Origin of the sequence: Blastomonas sp. AAP25, from assembly GCF_001295965.1 — a bacterium.
GTDB lineage: Bacteria > Pseudomonadota > Alphaproteobacteria > Sphingomonadales > Sphingomonadaceae > Blastomonas > Blastomonas fulva.
Genome location: NZ_LJHP01000011.1, coordinates 54,009 through 74,137, shown reverse-complemented (window position 1 = coordinate 74,137; position 20,129 = coordinate 54,009). Strand labels below are relative to the sequence as shown.

Genomic DNA, 20,129 nt, shown 5'->3' with positions numbered 1-20,129 from the left:
GGTCTGCGTCGTTGTGGCGACAAGCCCGTTTGATCATGGTGCCCGCACAGGGCATCATGCGATCGATCGGCACAGACAAAACGACCGACAAGGAGGGTGCGATGGCACGGCGGATGAAGGTTTTTGCGTTCACGGTTGCAGTGGCTATGGGGACGACCGCGCTGCTACCGGGCGTACTGGCGCCCAAGGCAGAGGCGCTGGTTGCGCAGGCCCAGTCGATCACCGCTTCGGAAAAGCGTCAGGGCGAAGAGGTGCATCCCAAGCTGCTCGAAGAATTTGGCGGTGCGTACCAGGTGGCGCAGACCTCCTATGTCGTTCAGGTCGGCAAGGGCATCGCGGTGCAATCGGGCCTTGGCAACGCGCGCGACGACTTTACCGTCACGCTGCTCAACTCGCCGGTCAACAACGCTTTCGCGATTCCCGGCGGCTATGTCTATGTCACCCGGCAGCTGCTGGCGCTGATGAACGACGAGGCCGAGCTGGCCGGCGTTCTGGGGCATGAAGTCGGCCATGTCGCCGCACGTCATTCCGAAAAGCGGCAAAAGGCGGCGCAGCGCAACAGCATCATCGGCCTGCTCGGCCAGATCGGCGCGGCCGTGCTGCTGGGCGATGGCGCGGCAGGCCAGCTTGGCCAGCAGGTGTTCGGCACCGGGACACAGCTGCTGACGCTGAAATACTCGCGCAAGCAGGAAGAAGAGGCCGACGATCTGGGCGTGCGCTATCTCAGCAGCGCAGGCTATGACCCCAGGGCGCTCTCCTCGATGCTGGGCTCGCTTGCGGCGCAGCAGGCGATCGATGCCCGCGCACAGGGCGGCAACGCCCGCTCTGTGCCCGAATGGGCGAGCACCCACCCCGATCCCGCCCGCCGCGTGACGCGCGCAGCGACTGTCGCCAGCCGGTTCAGCGGAACCCAGCGCAACCGCGACGTGTTCCTCTCGCGGCTCGATGGGCTGCTCTATGGTGATGATCCCAAGCAGGGCATGGTGCAGGGCAGGGAGTTCCTGCATCCCGAGCTGGGGCTGAAATTCTCTGTCCCGCAAGGCTACGCCATGCAGAACGGCACCAGCGCCGTGTCGATCAGCGGCCAGTCGGCGCAGGCACAGTTCACCATGGGCCAGTTCTCGGGCGACCTCACGCGCTATGTCGATCAGGCATTTCGTGCAGTGGGTGGCGAACAGCAGCTGAATTACGGGCAGATCCAGCGGACCTCGGTCAACGGCCTGCCCGCGGCCTATGCCACCGCGCGCGTCGCCGCCAATCGCCAGACGCTCGATGTGACCATCTTCGCGTACAGCTTCAGCAACAACCGGGCCTATCATTTCGTTGCGATCACGCCTGCCGGGCAGAGCAACCTGTTCACGCCGATGTATCAGTCGGTGAAGCGGCTTTCCGGCGCCGAAGCCTCGGCCATCAGGCCGCGGCGGCTGCGGGTGGTGACCGTCCAGCGTGGCGACACCGTGCAGTCCGTGGCTGCGCGCATGGCCTATGACGATCTGCGGGCTGAGCGCTTCATCGCGCTCAACGGGCTGGCATCCGGCGCCACCCTTACCCCCGGGCAGAAGGTCAAGATCGTCAGCTATTGAGCGCGGCGAACATACAAAAAAGGGCGGCATCACTGCCGCCCTTTTCCGTTTGGCTGTGGCCGTAAGGCTTAGCCGGTGGTCAGCTTGGTGCTGACGGTGTTGAAGGTGCTGGAAAGGTTGGTGCCCAGCGAGCTCATCGCGGTGATGGCTGCAACGGCGATCAGGGCGGCGATCAGGCCGTATTCGATGGCGGTGGCGCCCTTCTTGTTGCCGAGAATGTTGCGAATGGTCTTCATGTCAGGTCTCCTGTTCGAGGTCTTCACTTCCCCGTCCCATCTTCACGCATGCCGATTGGACAAGACCGGGAGTAAAACTAAATGCTTACGATATTCCTAAGATTGATCGGGGTGTCTGAAATTCCGACACCTTACTCTTCCTTGGGGACGATATTGGTTTTGACGTAGCCCCACATGCTGATGGTGTTGCCGGCTACGGAGTTGATGGCGGTCATGCAGGCGATAGCCACCAGAGCCACGATCAAGCCGTATTCAATGGCGGTTGCACCGCGTTTTGATTTGGCCAATTGAGCAAAGAAATGGCGCATGGTGGTTCCGAAACTAGCCGGGGACCCGCTTGCCCCAACCGCAGATTTGCAAAATCCCGTTTCCAAAAGGTTAAAACAGGCATGCGAGATGGAAATTAATCCGACACTCTTCCCCGTGGTGGCGGCATTGCTGGTGGATGGAGCTGGCAGGCTGCTGGTGCAGCAGCGCCCGCCCGGCAAGATGATGGCAGGGCTGTGGGAGTTTCCCGGTGGCAAGATCGAGCCGGGAGAGACGCCAGAGGCGGCGTTGGCGCGCGAACTGGGCGAGGAGCTGGGCATCCAGGTAGCAGTAGTCGACCTGACACCGCTGACCTTTGCGAGCGATGCGCTGGGCACGCGCCATCTTATCCTGCTGCTGTACCGTTGCGATAGCTGGATAGGCGAGCCGGAGCCGCTGCATGCCAGCGCGATTCGCTGGGTCACCGCCGACGATTTGCGGGCGCTGGATATGCCGCCGGCCGATCTTCCGCTGCTCGGCGCGATCGAACAATCCCTGCGCCATCGGGGTGGCGAGCAATAAAGCGACCTGCGGCCCAAAAAGGTGTTGCCATCCCGCAGGCCGCTGACTATGTCGCCAACTCCAACGCGCCCGTAGCTCAGCTGGATAGAGCATCAGACTACGAATCTGAGGGTCGGACGTTCGAATCGTTCCGGGCGCACCATTCCCCCCAAGAAGGGGAAAGTGGACTGAAAAGGCGGGCAGCTTGCCCGCCTTTTTCTGTTTGGGCACATGGTCGTCCTGATGGGTCAATATAGTTTCATTTGACACCATTTTGTCTGCAGGGTATTCCTGTGCGCACAGCAACCGCGCATGGAGGATGATCTCATGGCCGACCTTTTCGAAAACCCCCTGGGCCTGGACGGGTTCGAGTTCATCGAGTTCTGCGCACCGCAAAAAGGTCTGCTCGAGCCGGTGTTCACCGCCATGGGCTTCACCCGCATCGCGCAGCATCGCTCCAAGGACGTCCATTTGTGGCGCCAGGGTGATATCAACCTGATTGCCAACTATGAGCCGGCAAGCCCGGCTGCGTATTTCGCTGCCGAACACGGCCCGTCGGCCTGCGGCATGGGCTTTCGCGTACAGAACGCGCGCATCGCCTATCGCGAGGCGCTGGATCGCGGTGCAGAGCCGGTCGAGACCCGGACGGGGCCGATGGAACTGCGGCTGCCCGCGATCCGCGGCATCGGTGGCGCGATGATCTATCTGGTCGATCGCTATGCCAGCCTCGAAAACCCCGAAGCGCTATCGATCTACGACATCGATTTCGAATATCTGCCCGGCGTCGATCGCCATCCGGTGGGCGCGGGCTTCAAGATGATCGATCACCTCACGCACAATGTCTATGGCGGCCGCATGGACCATTGGGCGAAATTCTACGAGCGCGTCTTCAACTTCCGTGAAATCCGCTTCTTCGACATCAAGGGCGAATATACCGGGCTCACCAGCCGCGCGATGACCGCGCCCGATGGCAAGATCCGCATTCCGCTGAACGAGGAAGGCGCGAAAGGCGGCGGCCAGATCGACGAGTTCCTGCGCGCCTACAATGGGGAGGGCATCCAGCACATAGCGTTCATCTGCGACGACCTGATAGGCTGCCTCGACCGCATCAAGGCGATGGGCGCGCCGCTGATGACGCCGCCGCCGGGCACCTATTACGAAGCGCTTGAAGAGCGCTTGCCGGGCCATGGCGAGCCTGTGGAAGAACTGCAGATGCGCGGCATCCTGCTTGATGGATCGACCGAGAACAACGATCCGCGGCTGCTGCTGCAGATATTCGGCCAGCCGGTGATCGGCCCGGTGTTCTTCGAGTTCATCCAGCGCAAGAAGGACGAAGGCTTCGGCAACGGCAACTTCACCGCTCTGTTCAAGTCGATGGAAGAGGACCAACTGCGCCGCGGCGTGCTCAAGGTTCAGGAACCGGCGGAATGACCGCACCGTTCTCACTCTCGCGCATCCACCACGTCGCTTATCGCTGCAAGGACGCCAAGCAGACGGTGGAATGGTACGAGAAGGTGCTGGGCATGACCTACACCAGCGCGTTCTCGGAAGATCATGTGCCGTCCACCGGTGCCTATGATCCGTACATGCACGTCTTCCTCGATTGCGGCGGCGGCAACGTGCTGGCGTTCTTCGAACTGCCCGAGCAGCCCGAAATGGGCCGCGACGCGAACACCCCCGAATGGGTACAGCATATCGCGTTCGAGGTCGCCGATCTCGCCGCGCTGAACGCCGCCAAGGCGCATATCGAGGGGTTGGGCATCGACGTGCTGGGGCCGACCTTCCACGGCATTTTCCGCTCGATCTATTTCTTCGATCCCAATGGCCACCGCGTCGAGCTCGCCTGTAATATCGGCAAGCCCGAGCATTATGCCGAGCTCAAGCGCGTGGCCCCGTTGATGCTCGACGAGTGGAGCCGCACCAAAAAGGCTCCGCGGCATGCCGACTGGTTGCACAAGGATCCCGATGCGGCCTAAGGGTCTGCGTCATGACCTTTGAAGATCAACTGGAACGCTATTTCGGGACGCGCGATCCTGCCGCCATCGCCCCGCAGGCGGTGGATGCGGCGATCGAGCGGATGCAGGTCGACCTGGGCCTGTCGACAGTTCCGGGCGAGCGCTTCGCCATCTGGTGCATGCTGTTCATGTTCAGCCAGGCCCCGGACATCGACGCGACCTTTGCCGACCGCTCGGAGCGCGATCTCGCGCGGGACTTCATCCAAATGTCGGAACGGGCAGGGGAGAAACCCTGAACATGGCCGAGATTATCAACCTACGCCAGGCGCGCAAGGCGCACAAGCGCAAGCAGGCCGAAACCACCGCCGCAGCAAACCGCGCGAGGTTTGGCCAGACCAAGGCGGAGCGCACCACGAACGCGGCCGAGAGCGACCGCGCGGCACGGCTACTCGACGGCGCGCGGCTGGAGAAGGACTGATGCGCTCGACCTCCGATTCCGTCAGCGTGCGGCTGTACCTGCTCGATGGTGACGTCGAGGGCGGGGCAACCAGCAGCCTGTTTTACGGCCCGCTTGCAGAGGCGCTGCACATCGCCGCGCAGCAAAGCGCTGAGGTTCAGGAAGGCCTGTACATCGCCACAGATAACGACGTCGTCGCCTATCTCGACCTGATCGAGGAGTAAGCGGCGCCCGGTCAGGCCTGGCGCGCGACCTCGAGAATGCAGTCGGCAAACCCTTGCGGATCATCCTCCTGGATGAAGTGACCGCCGCTCAGCGGGCGATGCTTCTGTCCGGCGGTCCCCGGCACGCGCCCGACGAACAGCGCGTCGCCGCCACGGGTGATGGGATCGCGATCGCTGAAACAGCACAGGAACGGCTTTTCCCACCGGTCGAGAATCTCCCAGGCCTTGAGCTGGTCGGGTACTGCGACATTGGGGCCCAGCGGCACGAAGCTGGGGAAGATGCGCGCGCCTGCCTTGAAGCTGCCATCGGGGAAGGGGGCGTCGTAGGCTGCGATCTCGGCGTCTGACAGCGTGCGTGCGGTGCCCTTGGCGATGATCTTGCCGATCGGAAACACCGGGCTCCATTTGGAAAACGCGCGCCAGATCGCAAAGGCACGCGGCGCATCCTGGCCTGCGGGCAGGCCGCCATTGGACAGCACCACGCCGTTGAAGCGTCCGGGCATTTCGGCGACCAGACGAAGACCGATCAGCGATCCCCAGTCCTGGCATGCCAGAGTGATGTTGGTGAGATCGAGCTTCTCGATCCACCGCCGCATCCAGGCGACATGCCGCGCATAGCTGTAGTCACTCTTGAGCGCGGGCTTGTCCGATTTGCCAAAACCGATGAGGTCGGGCGCAACTACGCGCAACCCCGCTTCTGCCACCGGGCCGATCATGAAGCGGTAGAGATAGCTCCAGCTCGGCTCGCCATGCATCATCAGCACCACCGGCGCATCGCGCGGGCCTTCGTCGACATAGTGGATTCGCAGGCGCGTGCCATCGGCGGCGTCGGCGATCTCCGCGTAATGCGGCGCGAACGGAAAATCGGTGATCCCCGCAAACCTGCTGTCGGGCGTTCTCAAAACGCGCATGTCATCTCCCGCATTCGCGCCAAGTTATGGCATATCATATGACATATGATTGGCGGGCGGACAATGGGTCTGCGCGGGGGCTTGCATTGAACGTGGAGGACGGGCGACCACATTCCCGCGGTTGCACGCTTGCGGGCTTGGGGTCAGGAGAACCTGTCGGCCAGCCGCAGCAGGTCTATCCGGTTGCGGATCTTGGTTCGGTCGAAGATCTGCGCCAGAAACACACGCGCGGTGTTCTTGCTGATGGACATCAGGTTGGCTGCGTCATCGAGCGAATAGACGTGCCGCAGGAACTTGAGCAGTTCGGCCTGGCGCCGGGTCAGCCCGAATGCCCCCATGAACACCTTTTCGGGTTCTGCAGGGTGCCGGACATAGGTGACGGTGATGCTCGCCAAACGGGTCGAGTCCTCTCCCACCACCGCCGAAATGTGCACAACGGAATCGGTCAGATCCCCCTTGTGTGCCAAGGGCGTCGAATCGTGCGGCGGCAGATTGTGCAGGACATTCATCAGCGCCGCCTGGAAGTCGGCCGGCAGTGCGCCCAACTGGCCCTCGTCGCCCAGCCTGGCCAGCCCCGTCATCGCCAACAGGTACCGCGTCATGCCACCGGCATCGACCACCATCAGGTTTTCGTCCACGCACAGCTGGAACGAGTCAATGTTGCGCAAAGGCGTAAACGGCCGGTCGGTCGCGCCACCGTTGCGGATGTCCATGCGCAGCATGGAGTTCACCATGTTGAACTTGTGGTAGAATTCCGTGAAAAATCCCATCAGTCCATTCTGGCTGCTGCTCGACTTGTCACGGTGCACAGCCATGACGATCCGGGCATTGTCGACACAGGGCAGGACCAGCACCGCGGCATTGCGTGGCGCATTGGCGGTTTCCAGCCACGACCAGAATTCGCTGTTGTGACCCTGCAGGCTCGATTGCTGGATTTCGTCGTCGAAGATGACGCCGTTCTTGCCATAGGCCTGGACATATTCCAGTCGCGGATCGACCTGGGCATAGTGTTCGGCATAGGCATCGACGACCGTCTGGTCGAAGCCATAGGCTCCAAGGGATGTGATCGACTGGCCGTCCCCCAGGATCAGATCCATGGTCATGGCTTCGGCGCCGACGATCTCGCTCATCGACTTGAGCGACTGTGACCAGCTGATATTCCCCAGGGCCGCTTCGGCAATATATTCGTCCAGCTTGTCGAACTGGTTGGAAATGACAATCATCGGGTCGTCGTCATCCGTCCGTCGAGGATCGAACCACTGTGTATTCGTCGCGGCCCTCGATCGAGACGATGAGCTTGACGCGCCAATCGTCGGATCCGCCAAAGCGGATGTTGCTGAGCACCCTGCCGGCATCGCTCAGATTGCTGAACGAGCTTGTGTTCGCAGTGCGGTTAGATGTGCCTGATTCAGACTCGATCCGGAAGTGCCCCGAACAGGCGCAAGCCCCGGCGGCGACCACCCTGGCACTGACCAGCGGTCCATCCTTTTCCACGATGAGGGAGATCGGCTGATCCGGCAGGCTGCTCATGGCTGGGGCACTCTCATCGATCGAGGGGGAGGCCCCGGCAGCGCCGGGGTGCATCGCTGCAGCGGTCATGGCAGCAAGCCAGGGCCAGTTATCGGGGAGGCTGGGCATTGACCACTCCAAGGATAGCATCGATGGCGTCGGTCGCCTCGGCAGGAATCTGGGATTCGGCATCGTCCTGCGGCGGCAGGCTTGCGCCTTGCCCCGCGCTCGCCACCGCCGCGATCGCGAGATCGTCATTGGTCAGCTCTGCATTGCGTCCTGCGGCTAGCCGCCGCGCCGCGCCATCGGTGGCATCGACCGAGGTCGGCACCGTGTATTGCTGCGCGAGCAGGCGCTGTTCGGCCGAAAGCTGCGGCCGGGTCCTTCCCGGAAACTCTCCTGCGCGGCTTTCGAGCGTCTTGGAGCAGATATCGGGGCTCTGCAAACCTTGCTCTTCGTCGCACGCATCCGATCCCTCGAGCCTCTGCAGCGAAAGCTGGCCAGCATCCTGCCCTGGAGCGCTCAGCTGCGGGGGCGGGGAGGGGCGGGTGGAGCGGCTGGGAACCTGAATGGCTCCGGTCAGGCCGTCATTGTCGGGGCGCACGCCCCCAATCGCGGGGACCTGAAGCGATCGATCGGACGGCATCGCCTGATCACTGGATACCGCCATGCGGCGATCCTTGTCTTCTTTGGGCGCAGATGCTGGCGCGTCGGACTCCTGCGCCGAAGCACCAGGCAGCCACTGAGTCGACCAGACCGCAAACAGCACCAGCAGCACCAAGAGTGTAAAGCGCTTCAACTGCCGCAAGCTCGGAACATACCGATCCACGATCCGGGTTGAAAGCTGCTGTGCCATCAACTGCCCCCGTTGGATTGCACGATGGAGATTGCCTGGTTGCCACTCTGCACGATCTGCAGATCGGAAAGGCCGGTGCCGTCCTGAACCCAGCGCAACTGGTTGGCTGCTCCGTTCTGGGTTGCGGTCATGGCGTTGTTGTCACCCGTCTGGATCAACTCGGCGCGGTTTTCAGACCCTGTCTGCTGTAGCTGCATCTGGTTACCCGAACCGTGCTGGGCAAGAATTGTTCCGTTCATGCCACTTGAAGTAGCAGATTGGTCGAGAAGGATGGCATTGTTTTCGCCGTTCTGTTCGATCAGCGCAATATTACTGCCACCGACTTCGGCGTCCTGCACGATAACAGCGCTGTTGAGGAGGCCGGTCTGGTCGAGTTCAAGATAGGCAAGGCCAGAGCCGGTCTGATTGACGCGGGCCATGTTGGCCTCGCCGTCCTGCGCGATATCGGCAAGCTGGTTGCTCGAGCTCTGGCTGATGCTGGCCTGGTTTTCATCGCCCACCTGCGTAACGAACGCGCTGGTGCGGACGGGATTGGGACGGGCAATTTCGATAGGCTGCAGGTCTGCGCTGGCGCTGCAGGTGCCGGTCACGATGCCGGCGCAAGGGTTGGCGGCGGGATCCTGTGCCCATGCGACTTGCGAGCACATGACAAAGGCCACTGCGGTCAGTGTCAGCTTTGAAATGGATGTCCGCATGAAACCTGTCCTTGAAAAGTGTCGGTGCGATCCTGCTCCCGGGAGACCGGAAGCAGGATCACGACCGCTAGTCAGGTCTTAAAGACCCTGGGTAACCACGGCGATGTGGTTGGTACCGCCCTGGTTGATAAACGATTCGTTCGAGTTGGAGTTCTGCGTGACGCTTGCCGCATGACCCGATCCGGTCTGGATGATCTGCGACAGGTTGTCTTCGCCCAGCTGGGTCACGTTGGCCGTCTGGTCGCTGCCACCCTGGTTGATGCTGGAAGTGTTTTCCGAACCGTTCTGGATGACGTTGGCGTTGAGCAGCACTGCGCCGCCATTGCCGGTCTGCGTCACGGTGCTGGTGTTGAAGCCATTGCCGCCCTGCGAGACATTGGCCGAGAGGCTGGTGCCCTGCTGGTTGGTCAGCGCGCGGTTGGCGTTGGAGATCTGAGTGATCGACGCGGCGTTATCGCTGCCGGTGTCGCCACCCTGGATGATCTGGGCGCCGAAAGCGAAGGCGCCGCCACCAACGTTGAGCGATCCGACCTGAGAGATCGTCGCGCTCTGGTTTTCACCGCGCTGCAGGGTCTGAGCGGTGTTGTCGTTGCCGCCCTGCGTGATGCTTGCCACCTGGTTTTCACCGAAGCCGGTATCGAACAGTCCACCGAGGAAGCCGCCGCGGTCACGACCCTGATCGACTTCGGCGGAGTTGCCGCTGCCGGGCTGGGTGATCGTTGCAGTCTGGTCTTCACCGCGCTGTGCGATGACGGCCGAGTTGTCGCTGCCTGCCTGAGTGACGAGAGCGTTGTGGTTGCGACCAACGCCGCCACCCTGATCGACGGTCGCGGTGTTCACGTCGCCGGTCTGGATGATGTCGGCGTTTTCGTTGAAGCCGCGCTGCACGATGGTTCCGGTGTTCTGGAAGCCGTCCTGACGAACATCGGCGGTGTGGTCGGAGCTGGCATTGGCGCCTTGATCGATCGAGGCGATGTTGTTGTTGCCGCCCTTCTGCTCGATGAACGCTTCATGCAGACCGCCAGCCTGACGCACGGTGGCATCGTTGCCGGTGCTCAGCTGGACTACGCCAGCTGCAGTGCTGCTGCCCACGCCATTGCCTGCACCACCCTGGATGATGTCGGAATCGTTGTCGTCGCCTTCCTGCAGGACATTGGCGACGTTGGCGCCAAGACCGGTCTGGACCAGCGTCGAGTCATTGAATTCGCCGGTCTGCGTGACGACGGCCTGGTTCAGGCCGCTGCTCTGCGTCAGGATCGATTCGTTGTTGTCGCCGCTCTGGTCGACATCGGCGGTGTTCAGGTTGCCCGACTGGGTGACGGTGGACTCATTGTCCAGGCCGCTCTGGTTCACGTCGGCATCGTCAAGATCGCCGCTCTGGGTGACCAGCGAGTCGTTGCCACCGGTCGACTGCGTAACGGTCGCGGTCGAGAAGTCGTTGGTCTGGACGACGCGCGAGAAGTTGTCGACGCCCGACTGGGTGACTTCGGCGGTGTTGTTGTCATCGCTGCTGCCGGTACCGTTGTCCTGAACGATTTCCGATTCATTGAAATCGCCTGACTGGGTCAGCGTGGCGTTGTTGGTGTCACCACCCTGGGTGATGGTCGACTTGCCGTTGCTGCCGCTCTGGCCGACGGTTGCGCCGCCGTCCTGGCCGGTCTGGGTGACGGTCGAGGTGTTGTTCTGGGCCATCGCGGGAACCGCGGTGAGGAGTGCCAGCGACGATGCGCTGAGGAGAAGAAGCTTTTTCATGGACTTGATCCTTGATTGAGTAGTCGCTGGACTGGCGTCCACGCGGTGGACGCCAGTCTTTGCTATTGTTTTAGTTGGGCAGCGGCAGTGCGGAACCCTGGGTCACGGTCGCAGCATTGTTGGTGCCGCTCTGCGTGACCGTCGAGATGTTCGAGTCGGAGTACTGGAACACCGACGCAGTGTTGCCGGAGCCACCCTGGGTCACAGTCGACTCATTGAAGTTCCCAGCCTGCAAGACGTTGGCAGTGTTGAGATCACCGGACTGGTTGATCAGCGAGTCATTGTTGTCGCCGGTCTGATCAACGACTGCAGTCAGCGTGTCGTTGGTATTGTCGGCGTCAGTGATGCCCTGATTGACCGTGGAGGTGTTCTCGTCGCCGATCTGAGTGATGTTGGCAAAGAACTGACCGTTCAGTCCGCTCGATCCCTGGGTGATGAACGAGGTGTTGTCCGTTCCTCCCTGATCCACCTCGGCAAAGCCCTGGCGACCGTCCTGAGTGATCGTCGATGCAGCACGCAGGCTGCCGACGCGCTGCCGCACGCCTGCACCGCCCTGATCGGTCGGAGCCTGAGCCTGATCATTCACAACGTTGCTGGTGCCATTCTGCACGATCGTCGAGGTCCCGGAGGTACCCAGCTGATCGACAAATGCGTTGTTGCCCAGGGCGTTCTGCGTGATGCTCGAGGTATTGCTGTTGCCGATCTGGTCGACTTCAGCACGGTTGGTACGGGCATTCTGGTCGATCACCGAGTTGTTGCCGGTTCCAGTCTGGTTGTTCACAGCGATGCTGTTTGCACCAGTCTGGAAAACGTCAGAGTCGTTGCCGGTACCATTCTGCACGATCGTGGTGCGCTGGCCGGTGTTGGCAATCGGGCTCGGGTCAGAGCTGTCCTGCTCCACCAGAGCATTGTTGCCCGTTCCGGTCTGCGTCACATTCACGAACGTGCCTACAGAGCCGCCGCCGAAGCCGGTCTGCGTCACGTCCGAGACGTTGTTCAGTCCACTCTGAGTGACGTCCACCGATGCATTGTTTGCCGACTGCACAACGTCGGAAACGTTGCCGTCGCCGGTCTGCGTCACTTCCGTAGAGGCGTCCGCGCCGCTCTGCGACACGAACGAGTCATTCGACGGGAACCCGTTGGTGGGCACGTTGGCCGTCTGGTTCACTGCGACCGAAGACGACGCGCCACTCTGCACGATCGTCGAAAGGTTGTCGCCCTGGCCCTGGCCGGGACCTCCGAATGCGGGTACGCCGGTCTGCATGACAGTTGCAGAAGCGCCATTGGCACCTGCGTTCTGAGTCACAGTCGATCGGTTGTAAACGCCAGTCTGCTCAACATCGGCGAGTGCGTCAGCATTCTGGGTTACCGTCGACAGATTAAGCTCGCCGGTCTGGCCGACAATGGCTTCGGCGCCATTGGCAGTCTGAGTAACCGTCGAATTGTTGTTCGGCGGTGCCAGGTTGTAGCCAACTTCGGTTCCGTCCTGAGTCACGGTTGCCTTGGCAGCTGCTGACTGGGTAATCGTCGAAAGGTTCTCGGCTCCGGTCTGGGTAACGTCGGCTTCCGCACCGGTGGCACCAGCATTTTGGGTGACAAATGACTGGTTGTTGCTGCCGTCCTGGAAAACGGTTGCTTCACCACCGGCATTCTGCAGCACGGTCGAGGAGTTCGACGTGCCGAGTTGGGTGACGTCTGCCGTCGCATCATCCCCGTTCTGAGTAATCAGCGAGGTGTTGCCTGCGCCATTCTGGGTAAGGTCAGCATCTCCACGCAGGCCGTTCTGCAGCACTGTGGAATTGTTGACCAAGCCCGAACCGGTGGTGTTGGTCTGGTCAACATTGGCATCGGAGCTGCGCGCCGAGGTGGACTGACGGACGATCGAATCGTTGCTCTGGCCGGTCTGGCTGACATCGGCGTTGCCGAAGCGAGCCCGCTGCTGGACATCGGACGTGTTCGAGAACACGCCGAGAACCGAGGATTCGCCCGAGCTGTCTTGAGTGACAGTTGCGGTGACATCGTCATTTGCCTGCAGCACGTTGGACTGGTTGGAATCACCGGTCTGCGAGACGTCGAGAATGGCATTGTCGCCGTTTTCATCGAACTGGTTGTTCGTCGTGGCGCCCTGGAAAACCACGGAGTCGTTGCCGTTGCCGTCCTGAAGAACAGTCGCGCTGGCATTGTCGGCGCGCTGACGAAGGTCAGAAATGTTTCCTTCACCCGTCTGGGTCACGCTCACAAAGCCGTCGCTGTCGCCAGTCTTGTTGGCAGCTGCGGGAGGGGGACCACCCTGGTCGGCGTAAGACGTGTTGCCGTCACCGGTCTGGTTGACCAGCATCTCATTGTTTTCACCCAGCTGGGCGACCGTCGATTCGCTCTCGCCGTCCTGCGTGACAGTTGCAGTATTTCCGACGATCGGATTGCTACCGCCGGAGCTGTCCTGACCGACAGATGAGGTTGCGCCATTGGCCTGCGTCACAGTTGCGGTGTTGTCTTCACCGTCCTGCGCCACTTCCGACTCGTTGCCTGCAGCCGTCTGAGTGACAGTGGCCTCGTTGGTGCCGCCTGCGCCGCCATCGAGCAGATTCTGCTCGATCAACGAAGAGCTCGTGCTCGACGCTGACTGGTCTACCGTCGCGCTGTTGCTGTTGCCAGCCTGATCGATGGTAGAGGTGTTATTCTGCGCGATCGCCGGTGCGGCGAAGAGTGCGATCGACGAAACGCCGATCATCAGTAACTTCTTCATGACAAATTCCTTTTTTCCGGAAAAACCGGCGCCCCCACGATCGGGGGCGCCGGTCGTGTTAGACAATCAGTTCACGCCACCGCCCTGCGTGACGACCGCAGAGTTGCCGTTGCCCGACTGGAACACGTTCGAGATGTTGTCGCTCGACGACTGGCTGACGGTTGCGGCGTTGTTGTCGCCGGTCTGGTCGACCAGCGAGAAGTTGCCGGTGCCTGCCTGGGTGACGAGCGCCGTGTTGGCATCGCCGCTCTGCAGGATTTCCGACTCTTCGCCCGAAGACGCAGACGTCTGGATCAACGTGGCAGAGTTGCCTGCGCCATTCTGTTCGACCAGCGAGATGCCAAGATCGCCCAGCTGCTGGACATCCGCAGCTGCCCGAAGGCCTGCTGCCGACGCACCCATCTGCGTGACAGTCGAGTCATTGCCATCGCCGATCTGCTCGACAAACGCGCTGGTCGATGCCGACTGGGTGACAGTCGAGTCGTTGCCCGAACCACCCTGGGTGACGTCAGCTTCGGCGCCCGAAGCACCTGCCAGCTGCGAGACGATCGAGTCGTTGTCGGTTCCGGTCTGCGTCACGTTGGCGCGGGCGTCAGCTGCAGGCGTTCCCTGCGTGATCGAGGACGTCAGGAACGTGCCGTCCTGATTGACGGTCGCCTGGCCATCGATAGCGGCCTGATCGACGGTGGATTCGTTGTTCGAACCGTTCTGCGTGACCGAAGCCTCACCGCCTTCGCCCGACTGCGTGATGTCGGAAACGTTGGTGAATGCCGGGCCAACCGAAGGCTGGCCGGTCTGGATCACGGTTGCCGTTGCACCCACGGTCTGCGTCACGGTGGACACGTTGTCCCCGTAGCCGCCGCCCTGGCTGACATCTGCAACTGCGCCGCCGGTACCCGTCTGGGTGATCGTCGAGGTGTTGAAGATGTTGTCCTGTTCGACGATCGCAGTGCTGTCCACAGCGTTCTGCGTAACCGTGGACTTGTTCAGAACGCCATCCTGGTCAACCGTTGCCGACGAACCGCCGGCAAGGGCCTGCTGCTGCACGTCCGACACGTTGTTGGCACGGCCGGCAAACGGTCCCGGGTTCGACTGGTTGCCGCCCTGGCTAACCAGAGCAGTTGCATCCGAAGCCTGGACGATCGTCGACAGGTTGTCGTCGCTGGTCTGAGTGCTGGTGGCAAGAGCGCCAGCCGACGTCGAAGTCTGGGTGATCGTCGACACGTTGTCATCGCCGGTCTGGACGATCGTCGCATCCACAGGCACGGCAGCCTGGCTGATCGAGGCATCGTTGAAATCACCGGTCTGGGTGATGTCGGCCGTGGCGTTGTCCGCCGGGGTAACAGGCGAGGTTAGCGGATTGTTGTCGCCGGTTCCATCGCCGTCCTGACGGATAACAGTGCCGATGTTGTTGTTGCCGGTCTGCGTGACGCTGGCGTCGGCAAAATTGCCGTCCTGGGTGATCGACGCGGTGTTGAGATTGCCGGTCTGGATCACGTCAGCAACCTGATCGTTTCCGGTCTGGGTTACGGTCGAGGTGTTGTCGTCACCGGTCTGCGACACACCGATATTGGTGTCGAAGTTGGTGAGGTTGTTGTCCGGATCGCCAGCATCGGCATTGTTGCCGGTCTGCGTGACGAGCGAGGAGTTGCCGTCGCCAATCTGGCGGACCGACGCTTCGCTGTTGCCGCCCGACTGGATGATGTCGGATTCGCTGCTGCCGTCCTGCGATACAAACACATTGGCTGCGCCGCCAGCCTGGCTGACATTGGAGTCCGCAGCGCCGCTGAGCTGGAACACGCTTGCACGCTGGTTGGTGCCCATCTGGGTGACAGTACTCACTGCGCCATTTGTGGCTGCGCCCTGGTTCACATAGGCCTGGCCGTCGTTGCCGGTCTGCGTGACGAACGATCCGGTGCCAACGCCGCCGCCCGTGCCGTTCTGGATGACAGTGGCGGTGTTGCCCTTGTCGGTCGCGGAGTTGCCCTGGATGATCGACGAGCGCATGCCATTGCCGCCCTGGTCGAGCGTCGCGCTGCTGCGGTTGCCCTGCTGGTTGACGGTCGAGACGCCGTTGGTGCCGGTCTGATCGACATCAGCGACGAGCGTGCGCCCGGCGTTGGGGCCCGAAGCGAAGGTCGCTGCGCCATTGCCGTTCTGGTCCACATCCGAGTTGTTGCCCGAACCCGACTGTACGACCGTGGCCTTCGCCGCGGTGCCGAGCTGGTCGACGGTGGAGGTGTTGTCCTGCGCTACCGCGGGAGCTGCGATCATCAGCGCAAGCGCCGAGACCGAGGTGTAAATGGAGGTCTTCATGGTTGATAATCCTCTTTCGAAGGGTCATAACCATGCTGCTCCGGAAGCAGACTGCTTCCAGGGTCAGCATGATTGTTTCACACGCACTCATTGTTGTCACGCTCACGCACCGGAGTTGCACCTCCGGTGCGTGAGTTTTGTCAGGCTTTTGTTGCATCGCCGAATACCGCCTGACCGGCTTCGGCTCTCTTCCGCGATCCTCGGGTTTTGAACCGGTCTGAACGATCAGATCGGCCTTGCACCCTTGCAATTTCGACCGTCGGTCCCTTTGGCCCGTCCGATCAGGAAAAAACCGTTAATTCGTCTCCGAATTCCCCTTGTTCGTTTCCCCGTTTTTCCTGGTTTCCTTTACCTTCATGGGGGTCAGCTTGCGCGCCTTCTCTTCGGCACGCTGAACCTGACCCGGCGTAAACTTTCCGTCGCGCTCCTGCTGATATTGCAGCAGCTTGGCCATGCCCGCATTGCGGTCAGCAAAGTCCCACAGCCGCAGCTCGACGCCTTCCATCACCAGCGCATAGACCGCCTTTTCGATGGCCTGCTGCAACGCAAGCTGATCTGGCTCGTTGGTGGTGAAACCGGCTTCGGCTTCCAGCAACTCGCGGAACGCGACAAATTTGAAGGCACTTGCGCCCATCGATTGAGAGGCGATGGTTTTCGAAGCAGTAACCGTCGTGAGGACTTCGCCTGTGCGCACGGACACAGCACGCAGATAAACCGTTACGGTGTCCTGCCGATATTCGGTGCGAGCGCCGATCCCCAGGAACGCCGCGCCGGCGCCGCCGGTCAGCGTGTTGGTGTCGTAGCCGATCACCCCGCCTTCGAGCAGCACGCCTGCAAACAGCAGCGCGGGCAGGGCATCGGGGTTGACCGCGCGCTCGCCAAGATAGCGCTCGCGCATTTCGCGGATGATCTGCCGTTCGTTGAGCAGGTTCTTGAGGTTCTCACGCTCGACGATGGTGAACCACGAACGATCGCCCACGTCCTGCAGCGCCTTGACCAGCACCGATGCGCCGCCCTGGCTCACCGCACGCGAAAGCGTCTGTCCGGTGGCGCTGGGCTTGAACTGGCCGGTCTGGTCGGTGAAGTTGTAGACCGCCACGGCAACCTGGCGCGAAGGCGCGGGAATGCCGCGCAGCAGCTGCTGGGTCTGGGTGGCGTTGGGAAGATAAGCATAGCTGGTCGTTTCAGGGATGGCGGCCTTGCCACTGCCACCCACCGTGGTGCATCCCGCAACCAGGGCGGTCATCGCCAGTGCCGCCAGACATGTGCTCTTGTGCCCCATCATGATCAGTCAACATCCAGGAAAGTGGGCACGACGATGACAGTTTCTTCGCCGGTATCGTCATTGATGATGGTGATCGTAACCTCGGTCAGCGAACGGATGAAATTGACCGTCTGTCCACCGAAGCTGATGGTGCCGCTTTCCTGAGGGTTGTCACCAAAGATGGCGGTGACGATCTGCGAGGAAAGCGCAGAGAGCAACCGGGACTGGAGCTGGCGGGCGAAGATATCCGCCTGCGACGAGCTGCTGCTCGATGCAGGGTTGGTGAAATCATTCTGTGCGTTGGCAATGCCGAGCAGATGATTGGAGTTGAAGGGATTGCCGCCGAAACTTGGATTGATGGGCTGGTAGACAATGTCCTGGGCATGCGCGGTGCTGCCCAACGGAACAAAAGCCCAAACCACCCCCAACAAGGCCGCTGCTGCGGCCCTGGTCGCACTTATAGCCGAGTGCACAATTAATCTCCTGCAGCTTGCCCCGTGAGCTTTGCGCCCATCAGCTGGCATCATCTTTTTTTTGCGACTCGATTTTGTTAAGACAACCTTAAGGAGGTTTAAGGGGACGTAAAATAGTGCAAACGCACTATATAAATCATTCAAATTGAGGGGAATATCTCCGACCCCCTCAACGGTCGAACAAGCCGACCGGCATCCGCCCCAGCATTTCTCCCATTTTCTTGTCCGGCTGGGGCGATGAGCCGAGTTTCTGGATCAGACGAGTGGAGTGCCCAGCCGCCCCGGTTGGGGCTCCGATTTTACATTCTGTCCGGATATGACACAGAAAACACACAGCTTTTGTCATGTTGCTGTCACAGCGGATGCCGATTTCAGAGCGCCAAGACGATGGGCCCCTCCGCGTTAACCATAAACACGGCGATCGGTGCCGTCGCAAGCAGTATATCGAGGCCCGAAAAAGCCCTCCAGACGTTTGAACGCAGCAAGGCGGATGGTTGCATTTTGCGAACGGGGTGACGCCAGCCGGATTACCGGCCCGGCGGCTATCATGAGGCAAACGGTGCCTGGCGGAAGAGGTGCCCGCCTGTCCGCCGGTTATGCGGGTTTTTCGGGAAACCAACCCCTTGCAATTGCCCGTAAAAACAGCAATCCCCGTATTGCGGTTATGGCAACGGGGATTGAAATGGCACGTCACAAGCTAACTGAGGCGGGTATCAAGCGGCTCGACCAGGCCGGGATTTACTCCGATGGCGACGGCCTTTTCCTGCGGGTTCGCAAGGGTGGTTCCCGCCAATGGTTTTTCATCTACCGGCGCGACAAGCGTCGCACCGAGATCGGGCTGGGCGGATACGGGCAAGGGACCGCGCCGGTATCGCTGGCACTGGCGCGCGAAAAGGCTGATGCCATCCGCGACAAGCTGGCGCGTGGGTTCGATCCCCAAGGCGACAAGAAGCCCGCGCGCGTCATCACGTTCAAGCACTGCATGGACGAATTGCTAGCGTCGAAAGAAGGCAGCTGGAAAAACGACAAGCACCGCGCGCAATGGCTGATGACCCTGCGGGACTATGCCAAGCCGCTGCACGACCTGGCGATCGACCAGATCGCTATCGGCGACGTGAAAGCTTGCCTGATGCCCCATTGGCAGGACCGCCCCGTCACGGCTGACAGGGTCCGGGGAAGGGTGCAGGCGGTGATCGACTACGGCATCGCGCACGGCTGGCGCACCGCCCATAATCCGGCCCGCTGGCAAGGGTTGCTCGATAAGGTGATGCCGCCCCGGCGCAAAACCTCGAGAGGCCATCACGCGGCGCTGGCTTATCGCGATGCCCCCGCCATGGCCAAGGCGCTGCGCAAATCAGTCGGCACGGCTGCGCGCGCGGTGGAATTCCTGATGCTGACAGCGGCAAGATCCGGCGAAGCGCGCTTTGCGACGTTCGATGAAATCGACTTTGAGGCGCGCACATGGACTGTGCCGGCCGATCGCATGAAGGCTGACCGGGAACACGTCGTCCCGCTGACCGATCGCGCAATCGATATCCTTCAGGCGATGCGGCAGCGGTCGACCAGCGCGCTGGTGTTCGCTGGCGCCGTGAACAACCGGCCGATATCCGACACCGCAATGACCAAGGCGCTGCGATTGGCGAGCCCCGACAAGGCTGCCACGTTGCACGGCATGCGCTCGACGTTCCGTGACTGGTGCGGCGACCAGACAACATTCCCGCGCGACGTCGCCGAGGCGGCGCTGGCGCACACTGTCAGCGACAAAACCGAGGCGGCATATCGACGCGGGACAGCGTTCGACAAGCGCCGCGAGTTGATGGCCGCTTGGGGCAGCTATTTGGCGGGGAGTACCGGAAAATGACCGATATCAGCATCATGTGGGCGACGAGACTGCGAAACATTGCTGAAGCTGTGAAGAAGTGGGAGGCGCGCGACCTTCGCGATCAGAAGGAGCGAGGCGAAAAATTATCGCGCCCGGCATACTTCGCCGACCTTGAGGAACTGGCAGCCGCGCTCGAGGGCAAATCGGCCCGATTTGCCGCAACAGCTACGGCGCGGCAGAATTGGCCGCGGACGGTCCGGGACTTCGATCGGGATTGGGAGATTGCCGCCTTGGTGCACCAGCATCGTATGACCAAACAGAAGGGTTCTGTTCAGCGCGGGAAGGCCGAGGCAATGAAGCTTCCGGGCGTCACAGAAGATATCGTGCACGAAGCTGACAAGCGATACCGCCGATATTTCATCGACGGCATCGCCGACAACGTGGTGATGTTCCTCAGGATGAAGGCGGCTCGATATGGCGTGACCATCGAGAAGGACGGGGGGAAAATCTAAAGCAAATGTTC

21 protein-coding genes and 1 tRNA gene are annotated in these 20,129 nt (G+C 61.5%); 10 read left to right on the top strand and 12 right to left on the bottom strand.

Going from position 1 to position 20,129, the window contains the following annotated elements:
* Positions 1-101 precede the first annotated feature (101 nt).
* On the top strand, positions 102-1,583 hold the full coding sequence (locus IP68_RS10550) for a M48 family metalloprotease (RefSeq protein ID WP_231683907.1): 1,482 nt from the start codon (positions 102-104) through the stop codon (positions 1,581-1,583).
* Positions 1,584-1,651: 68 nt separating this feature from the next.
* On the opposite strand, the gene IP68_RS10545 is transcribed toward IP68_RS10550, so the two are convergent.
* Positions 1,652-1,819 (bottom strand): Flp family type IVb pilin, encoded by a 168-nt coding sequence (locus tag IP68_RS10545; protein ID WP_054134947.1) that lies wholly within the window; start codon positions 1,817-1,819, stop codon positions 1,652-1,654.
* A 131-nt stretch (positions 1,820-1,950) separates the two neighbouring features.
* Complete coding sequence (locus IP68_RS19750; protein WP_082382286.1) at positions 1,951-2,127, bottom strand: Flp family type IVb pilin; 177 nt, start codon at positions 2,125-2,127, stop codon at positions 1,951-1,953.
* 88 nt (positions 2,128-2,215) lie between these two features.
* Here IP68_RS19750 and IP68_RS10540 point away from each other — a divergent pair, with 88 nt between their 5' ends.
* From IP68_RS10540 to IP68_RS10510, 7 genes are all read left to right on the top strand, one after another.
* Positions 2,216-2,647 carry a (deoxy)nucleoside triphosphate pyrophosphohydrolase gene (locus IP68_RS10540; protein ID WP_054134946.1) on the top strand — a complete coding sequence of 144 codons (432 nt, stop codon included), beginning with the start codon at positions 2,216-2,218 and terminating at the stop codon, positions 2,645-2,647.
* A gap of 65 nt (positions 2,648-2,712) precedes the next feature.
* Positions 2,713-2,789: transfer RNA gene (locus IP68_RS10535), tRNA-Arg, on the top strand.
* Positions 2,790-2,953: 164 nt separating this feature from the next.
* Positions 2,954-4,057 (top strand): 4-hydroxyphenylpyruvate dioxygenase, encoded by a 1,104-nt coding sequence (gene hppD, locus IP68_RS10530; RefSeq protein ID WP_054134998.1) that lies wholly within the window; start codon positions 2,954-2,956, stop codon positions 4,055-4,057.
* Positions 4,054-4,602 carry a VOC family protein gene (locus IP68_RS10525; protein ID WP_054134945.1) on the top strand — a complete coding sequence of 183 codons (549 nt, stop codon included), beginning with the start codon at positions 4,054-4,056 and terminating at the stop codon, positions 4,600-4,602. The genes hppD and IP68_RS10525 overlap by 4 nt, the downstream gene beginning before the upstream one ends.
* 11 nt (positions 4,603-4,613) lie before the next feature.
* Positions 4,614-4,877, top strand: a complete 264-nt coding sequence (locus IP68_RS10520; protein WP_054134944.1) for a hypothetical protein — start codon at positions 4,614-4,616, stop codon at positions 4,875-4,877.
* Positions 4,878-4,879: 2 nt separating this feature from the next.
* Positions 4,880-5,059 carry a DUF4169 family protein gene (locus tag IP68_RS10515; RefSeq protein WP_054134943.1) on the top strand — a complete coding sequence of 60 codons (180 nt, stop codon included), beginning with the start codon at positions 4,880-4,882 and terminating at the stop codon, positions 5,057-5,059.
* Positions 5,059-5,262, top strand: a complete 204-nt coding sequence (locus tag IP68_RS10510; RefSeq protein ID WP_054134942.1) for a hypothetical protein — start codon at positions 5,059-5,061, stop codon at positions 5,260-5,262. The genes IP68_RS10515 and IP68_RS10510 overlap by 1 nt, the downstream gene beginning before the upstream one ends.
* An 11-nt stretch (positions 5,263-5,273) precedes the next feature.
* Here IP68_RS10510 and IP68_RS10505 read toward each other — a convergent pair whose 3' ends face one another.
* The 10 genes from IP68_RS10505 to IP68_RS10460 all read right to left on the bottom strand — a co-directional run bounded on the left by IP68_RS10505 (position 5,274) and on the right by IP68_RS10460 (position 17,733).
* Positions 5,274-6,173, bottom strand: coding sequence for a haloalkane dehalogenase (locus IP68_RS10505; RefSeq protein ID WP_054134941.1), 900 nt, complete (start codon positions 6,171-6,173; stop codon positions 5,274-5,276).
* Positions 6,174-6,316: 143 nt separating this feature from the next.
* On the bottom strand, positions 6,317-7,396 hold the full coding sequence (locus IP68_RS10500; protein ID WP_054134940.1) for a hypothetical protein: 1,080 nt from the start codon (positions 7,394-7,396) through the stop codon (positions 6,317-6,319).
* Positions 7,397-7,406: 10 nt separating this feature from the next.
* Positions 7,407-7,772: a hypothetical protein gene (locus IP68_RS10495; protein WP_156318042.1), complete on the bottom strand. Its 366-nt coding sequence runs from the start codon at positions 7,770-7,772 to the stop codon at positions 7,407-7,409.
* A gap of 19 nt (positions 7,773-7,791) precedes the next feature.
* Positions 7,792-8,352 (bottom strand): hypothetical protein, encoded by a 561-nt coding sequence (locus tag IP68_RS10490; protein WP_156318040.1) that lies wholly within the window; start codon positions 8,350-8,352, stop codon positions 7,792-7,794.
* Between the two features lie 185 nt (positions 8,353-8,537).
* On the bottom strand, positions 8,538-9,233 hold the full coding sequence (locus IP68_RS10485) for a hypothetical protein (RefSeq protein ID WP_082382285.1): 696 nt from the start codon (positions 9,231-9,233) through the stop codon (positions 8,538-8,540).
* 78 nt (positions 9,234-9,311) lie between these two features.
* The gene (locus IP68_RS10480) at positions 9,312-10,985 is read right to left on the bottom strand and encodes a hypothetical protein (protein ID WP_054134936.1); all 1,674 of its coding nucleotides are present in this window, start codon (positions 10,983-10,985) and stop codon (positions 9,312-9,314) included.
* 70 nt (positions 10,986-11,055) lie between these two features.
* On the bottom strand, positions 11,056-13,731 hold the full coding sequence (locus tag IP68_RS10475) for a hypothetical protein (RefSeq protein ID WP_054134935.1): 2,676 nt from the start codon (positions 13,729-13,731) through the stop codon (positions 11,056-11,058).
* A gap of 66 nt (positions 13,732-13,797) precedes the next feature.
* Entirely contained in the window at positions 13,798-16,047 is a 2,250-nt protein-coding gene (locus IP68_RS10470; RefSeq protein ID WP_054134934.1) for a hypothetical protein, read from the bottom strand.
* A gap of 295 nt (positions 16,048-16,342) precedes the next feature.
* The gene (locus IP68_RS10465; protein WP_054134997.1) at positions 16,343-17,293 is read right to left on the bottom strand and encodes a CsgG/HfaB family protein; all 951 of its coding nucleotides are present in this window, start codon (positions 17,291-17,293) and stop codon (positions 16,343-16,345) included.
* Between the two features lie 41 nt (positions 17,294-17,334).
* On the bottom strand, positions 17,335-17,733 hold the full coding sequence (locus IP68_RS10460) for a curli assembly protein CsgF (protein WP_231683915.1): 399 nt from the start codon (positions 17,731-17,733) through the stop codon (positions 17,335-17,337).
* Positions 17,734-18,466: 733 nt separating this feature from the next.
* On the opposite strand from IP68_RS10460, the gene IP68_RS10455 reads away from it, so the two are divergent.
* Entirely contained in the window at positions 18,467-19,645 is a 1,179-nt protein-coding gene (locus tag IP68_RS10455; protein WP_054134932.1) for a site-specific integrase, read from the top strand.
* Positions 19,642-20,118 (top strand): hypothetical protein, encoded by a 477-nt coding sequence (locus IP68_RS10450; RefSeq protein ID WP_054134931.1) that lies wholly within the window; start codon positions 19,642-19,644, stop codon positions 20,116-20,118. Before IP68_RS10455 ends, IP68_RS10450 begins: the two co-directional genes overlap by 4 nt.
* Positions 20,119-20,129: the final 11 nt, after the last annotated feature.

Bases quoted from the DNA above. Each gene is read 5' to 3' on its own strand.
- IP68_RS10550 (WP_231683907.1), top strand. From the start codon at position 102: ATGGCACGGCGGATGAAGGTTTTTGCGTTCACGGTTGCAGTGGCTATG.
- IP68_RS10545 (WP_054134947.1), bottom strand. From the start codon at position 1,819: ATGAAGACCATTCGCAACATTCTCGGCAACAAGAAGGGCGCCACCGCC.
- IP68_RS19750 (WP_082382286.1), bottom strand. From the start codon at position 2,127: ATGCGCCATTTCTTTGCTCAATTGGCCAAATCAAAACGCGGTGCAACC.
- IP68_RS10540 (WP_054134946.1), top strand. From the start codon at position 2,216: ATGGAAATTAATCCGACACTCTTCCCCGTGGTGGCGGCATTGCTGGTG.
- hppD (WP_054134998.1), top strand. From the start codon at position 2,954: ATGGCCGACCTTTTCGAAAACCCCCTGGGCCTGGACGGGTTCGAGTTC.
- IP68_RS10525 (WP_054134945.1), top strand. From the start codon at position 4,054: ATGACCGCACCGTTCTCACTCTCGCGCATCCACCACGTCGCTTATCGC.
- IP68_RS10520 (WP_054134944.1), top strand. From the start codon at position 4,614: ATGACCTTTGAAGATCAACTGGAACGCTATTTCGGGACGCGCGATCCT.
- IP68_RS10515 (WP_054134943.1), top strand. From the start codon at position 4,880: ATGGCCGAGATTATCAACCTACGCCAGGCGCGCAAGGCGCACAAGCGC.
- IP68_RS10510 (WP_054134942.1), top strand. From the start codon at position 5,059: ATGCGCTCGACCTCCGATTCCGTCAGCGTGCGGCTGTACCTGCTCGAT.
- IP68_RS10505 (WP_054134941.1), bottom strand. From the start codon at position 6,173: ATGCGCGTTTTGAGAACGCCCGACAGCAGGTTTGCGGGGATCACCGAT.
- IP68_RS10500 (WP_054134940.1), bottom strand. From the start codon at position 7,396: ATGATTGTCATTTCCAACCAGTTCGACAAGCTGGACGAATATATTGCC.
- IP68_RS10495 (WP_156318042.1), bottom strand. From the start codon at position 7,772: ATGACCGCTGCAGCGATGCACCCCGGCGCTGCCGGGGCCTCCCCCTCG.
- IP68_RS10490 (WP_156318040.1), bottom strand. From the start codon at position 8,352: ATGGCGGTATCCAGTGATCAGGCGATGCCGTCCGATCGATCGCTTCAG.
- IP68_RS10485 (WP_082382285.1), bottom strand. From the start codon at position 9,233: ATGCGGACATCCATTTCAAAGCTGACACTGACCGCAGTGGCCTTTGTC.
- IP68_RS10480 (WP_054134936.1), bottom strand. From the start codon at position 10,985: ATGAAAAAGCTTCTTCTCCTCAGCGCATCGTCGCTGGCACTCCTCACC.
- IP68_RS10475 (WP_054134935.1), bottom strand. From the start codon at position 13,731: ATGAAGAAGTTACTGATGATCGGCGTTTCGTCGATCGCACTCTTCGCC.
- IP68_RS10470 (WP_054134934.1), bottom strand. From the start codon at position 16,047: ATGAAGACCTCCATTTACACCTCGGTCTCGGCGCTTGCGCTGATGATC.
- IP68_RS10465 (WP_054134997.1), bottom strand. From the start codon at position 17,293: ATGACCGCCCTGGTTGCGGGATGCACCACGGTGGGTGGCAGTGGCAAG.
- IP68_RS10455 (WP_054134932.1), top strand. From the start codon at position 18,467: ATGGCACGTCACAAGCTAACTGAGGCGGGTATCAAGCGGCTCGACCAG.
- IP68_RS10450 (WP_054134931.1), top strand. From the start codon at position 19,642: ATGACCGATATCAGCATCATGTGGGCGACGAGACTGCGAAACATTGCT.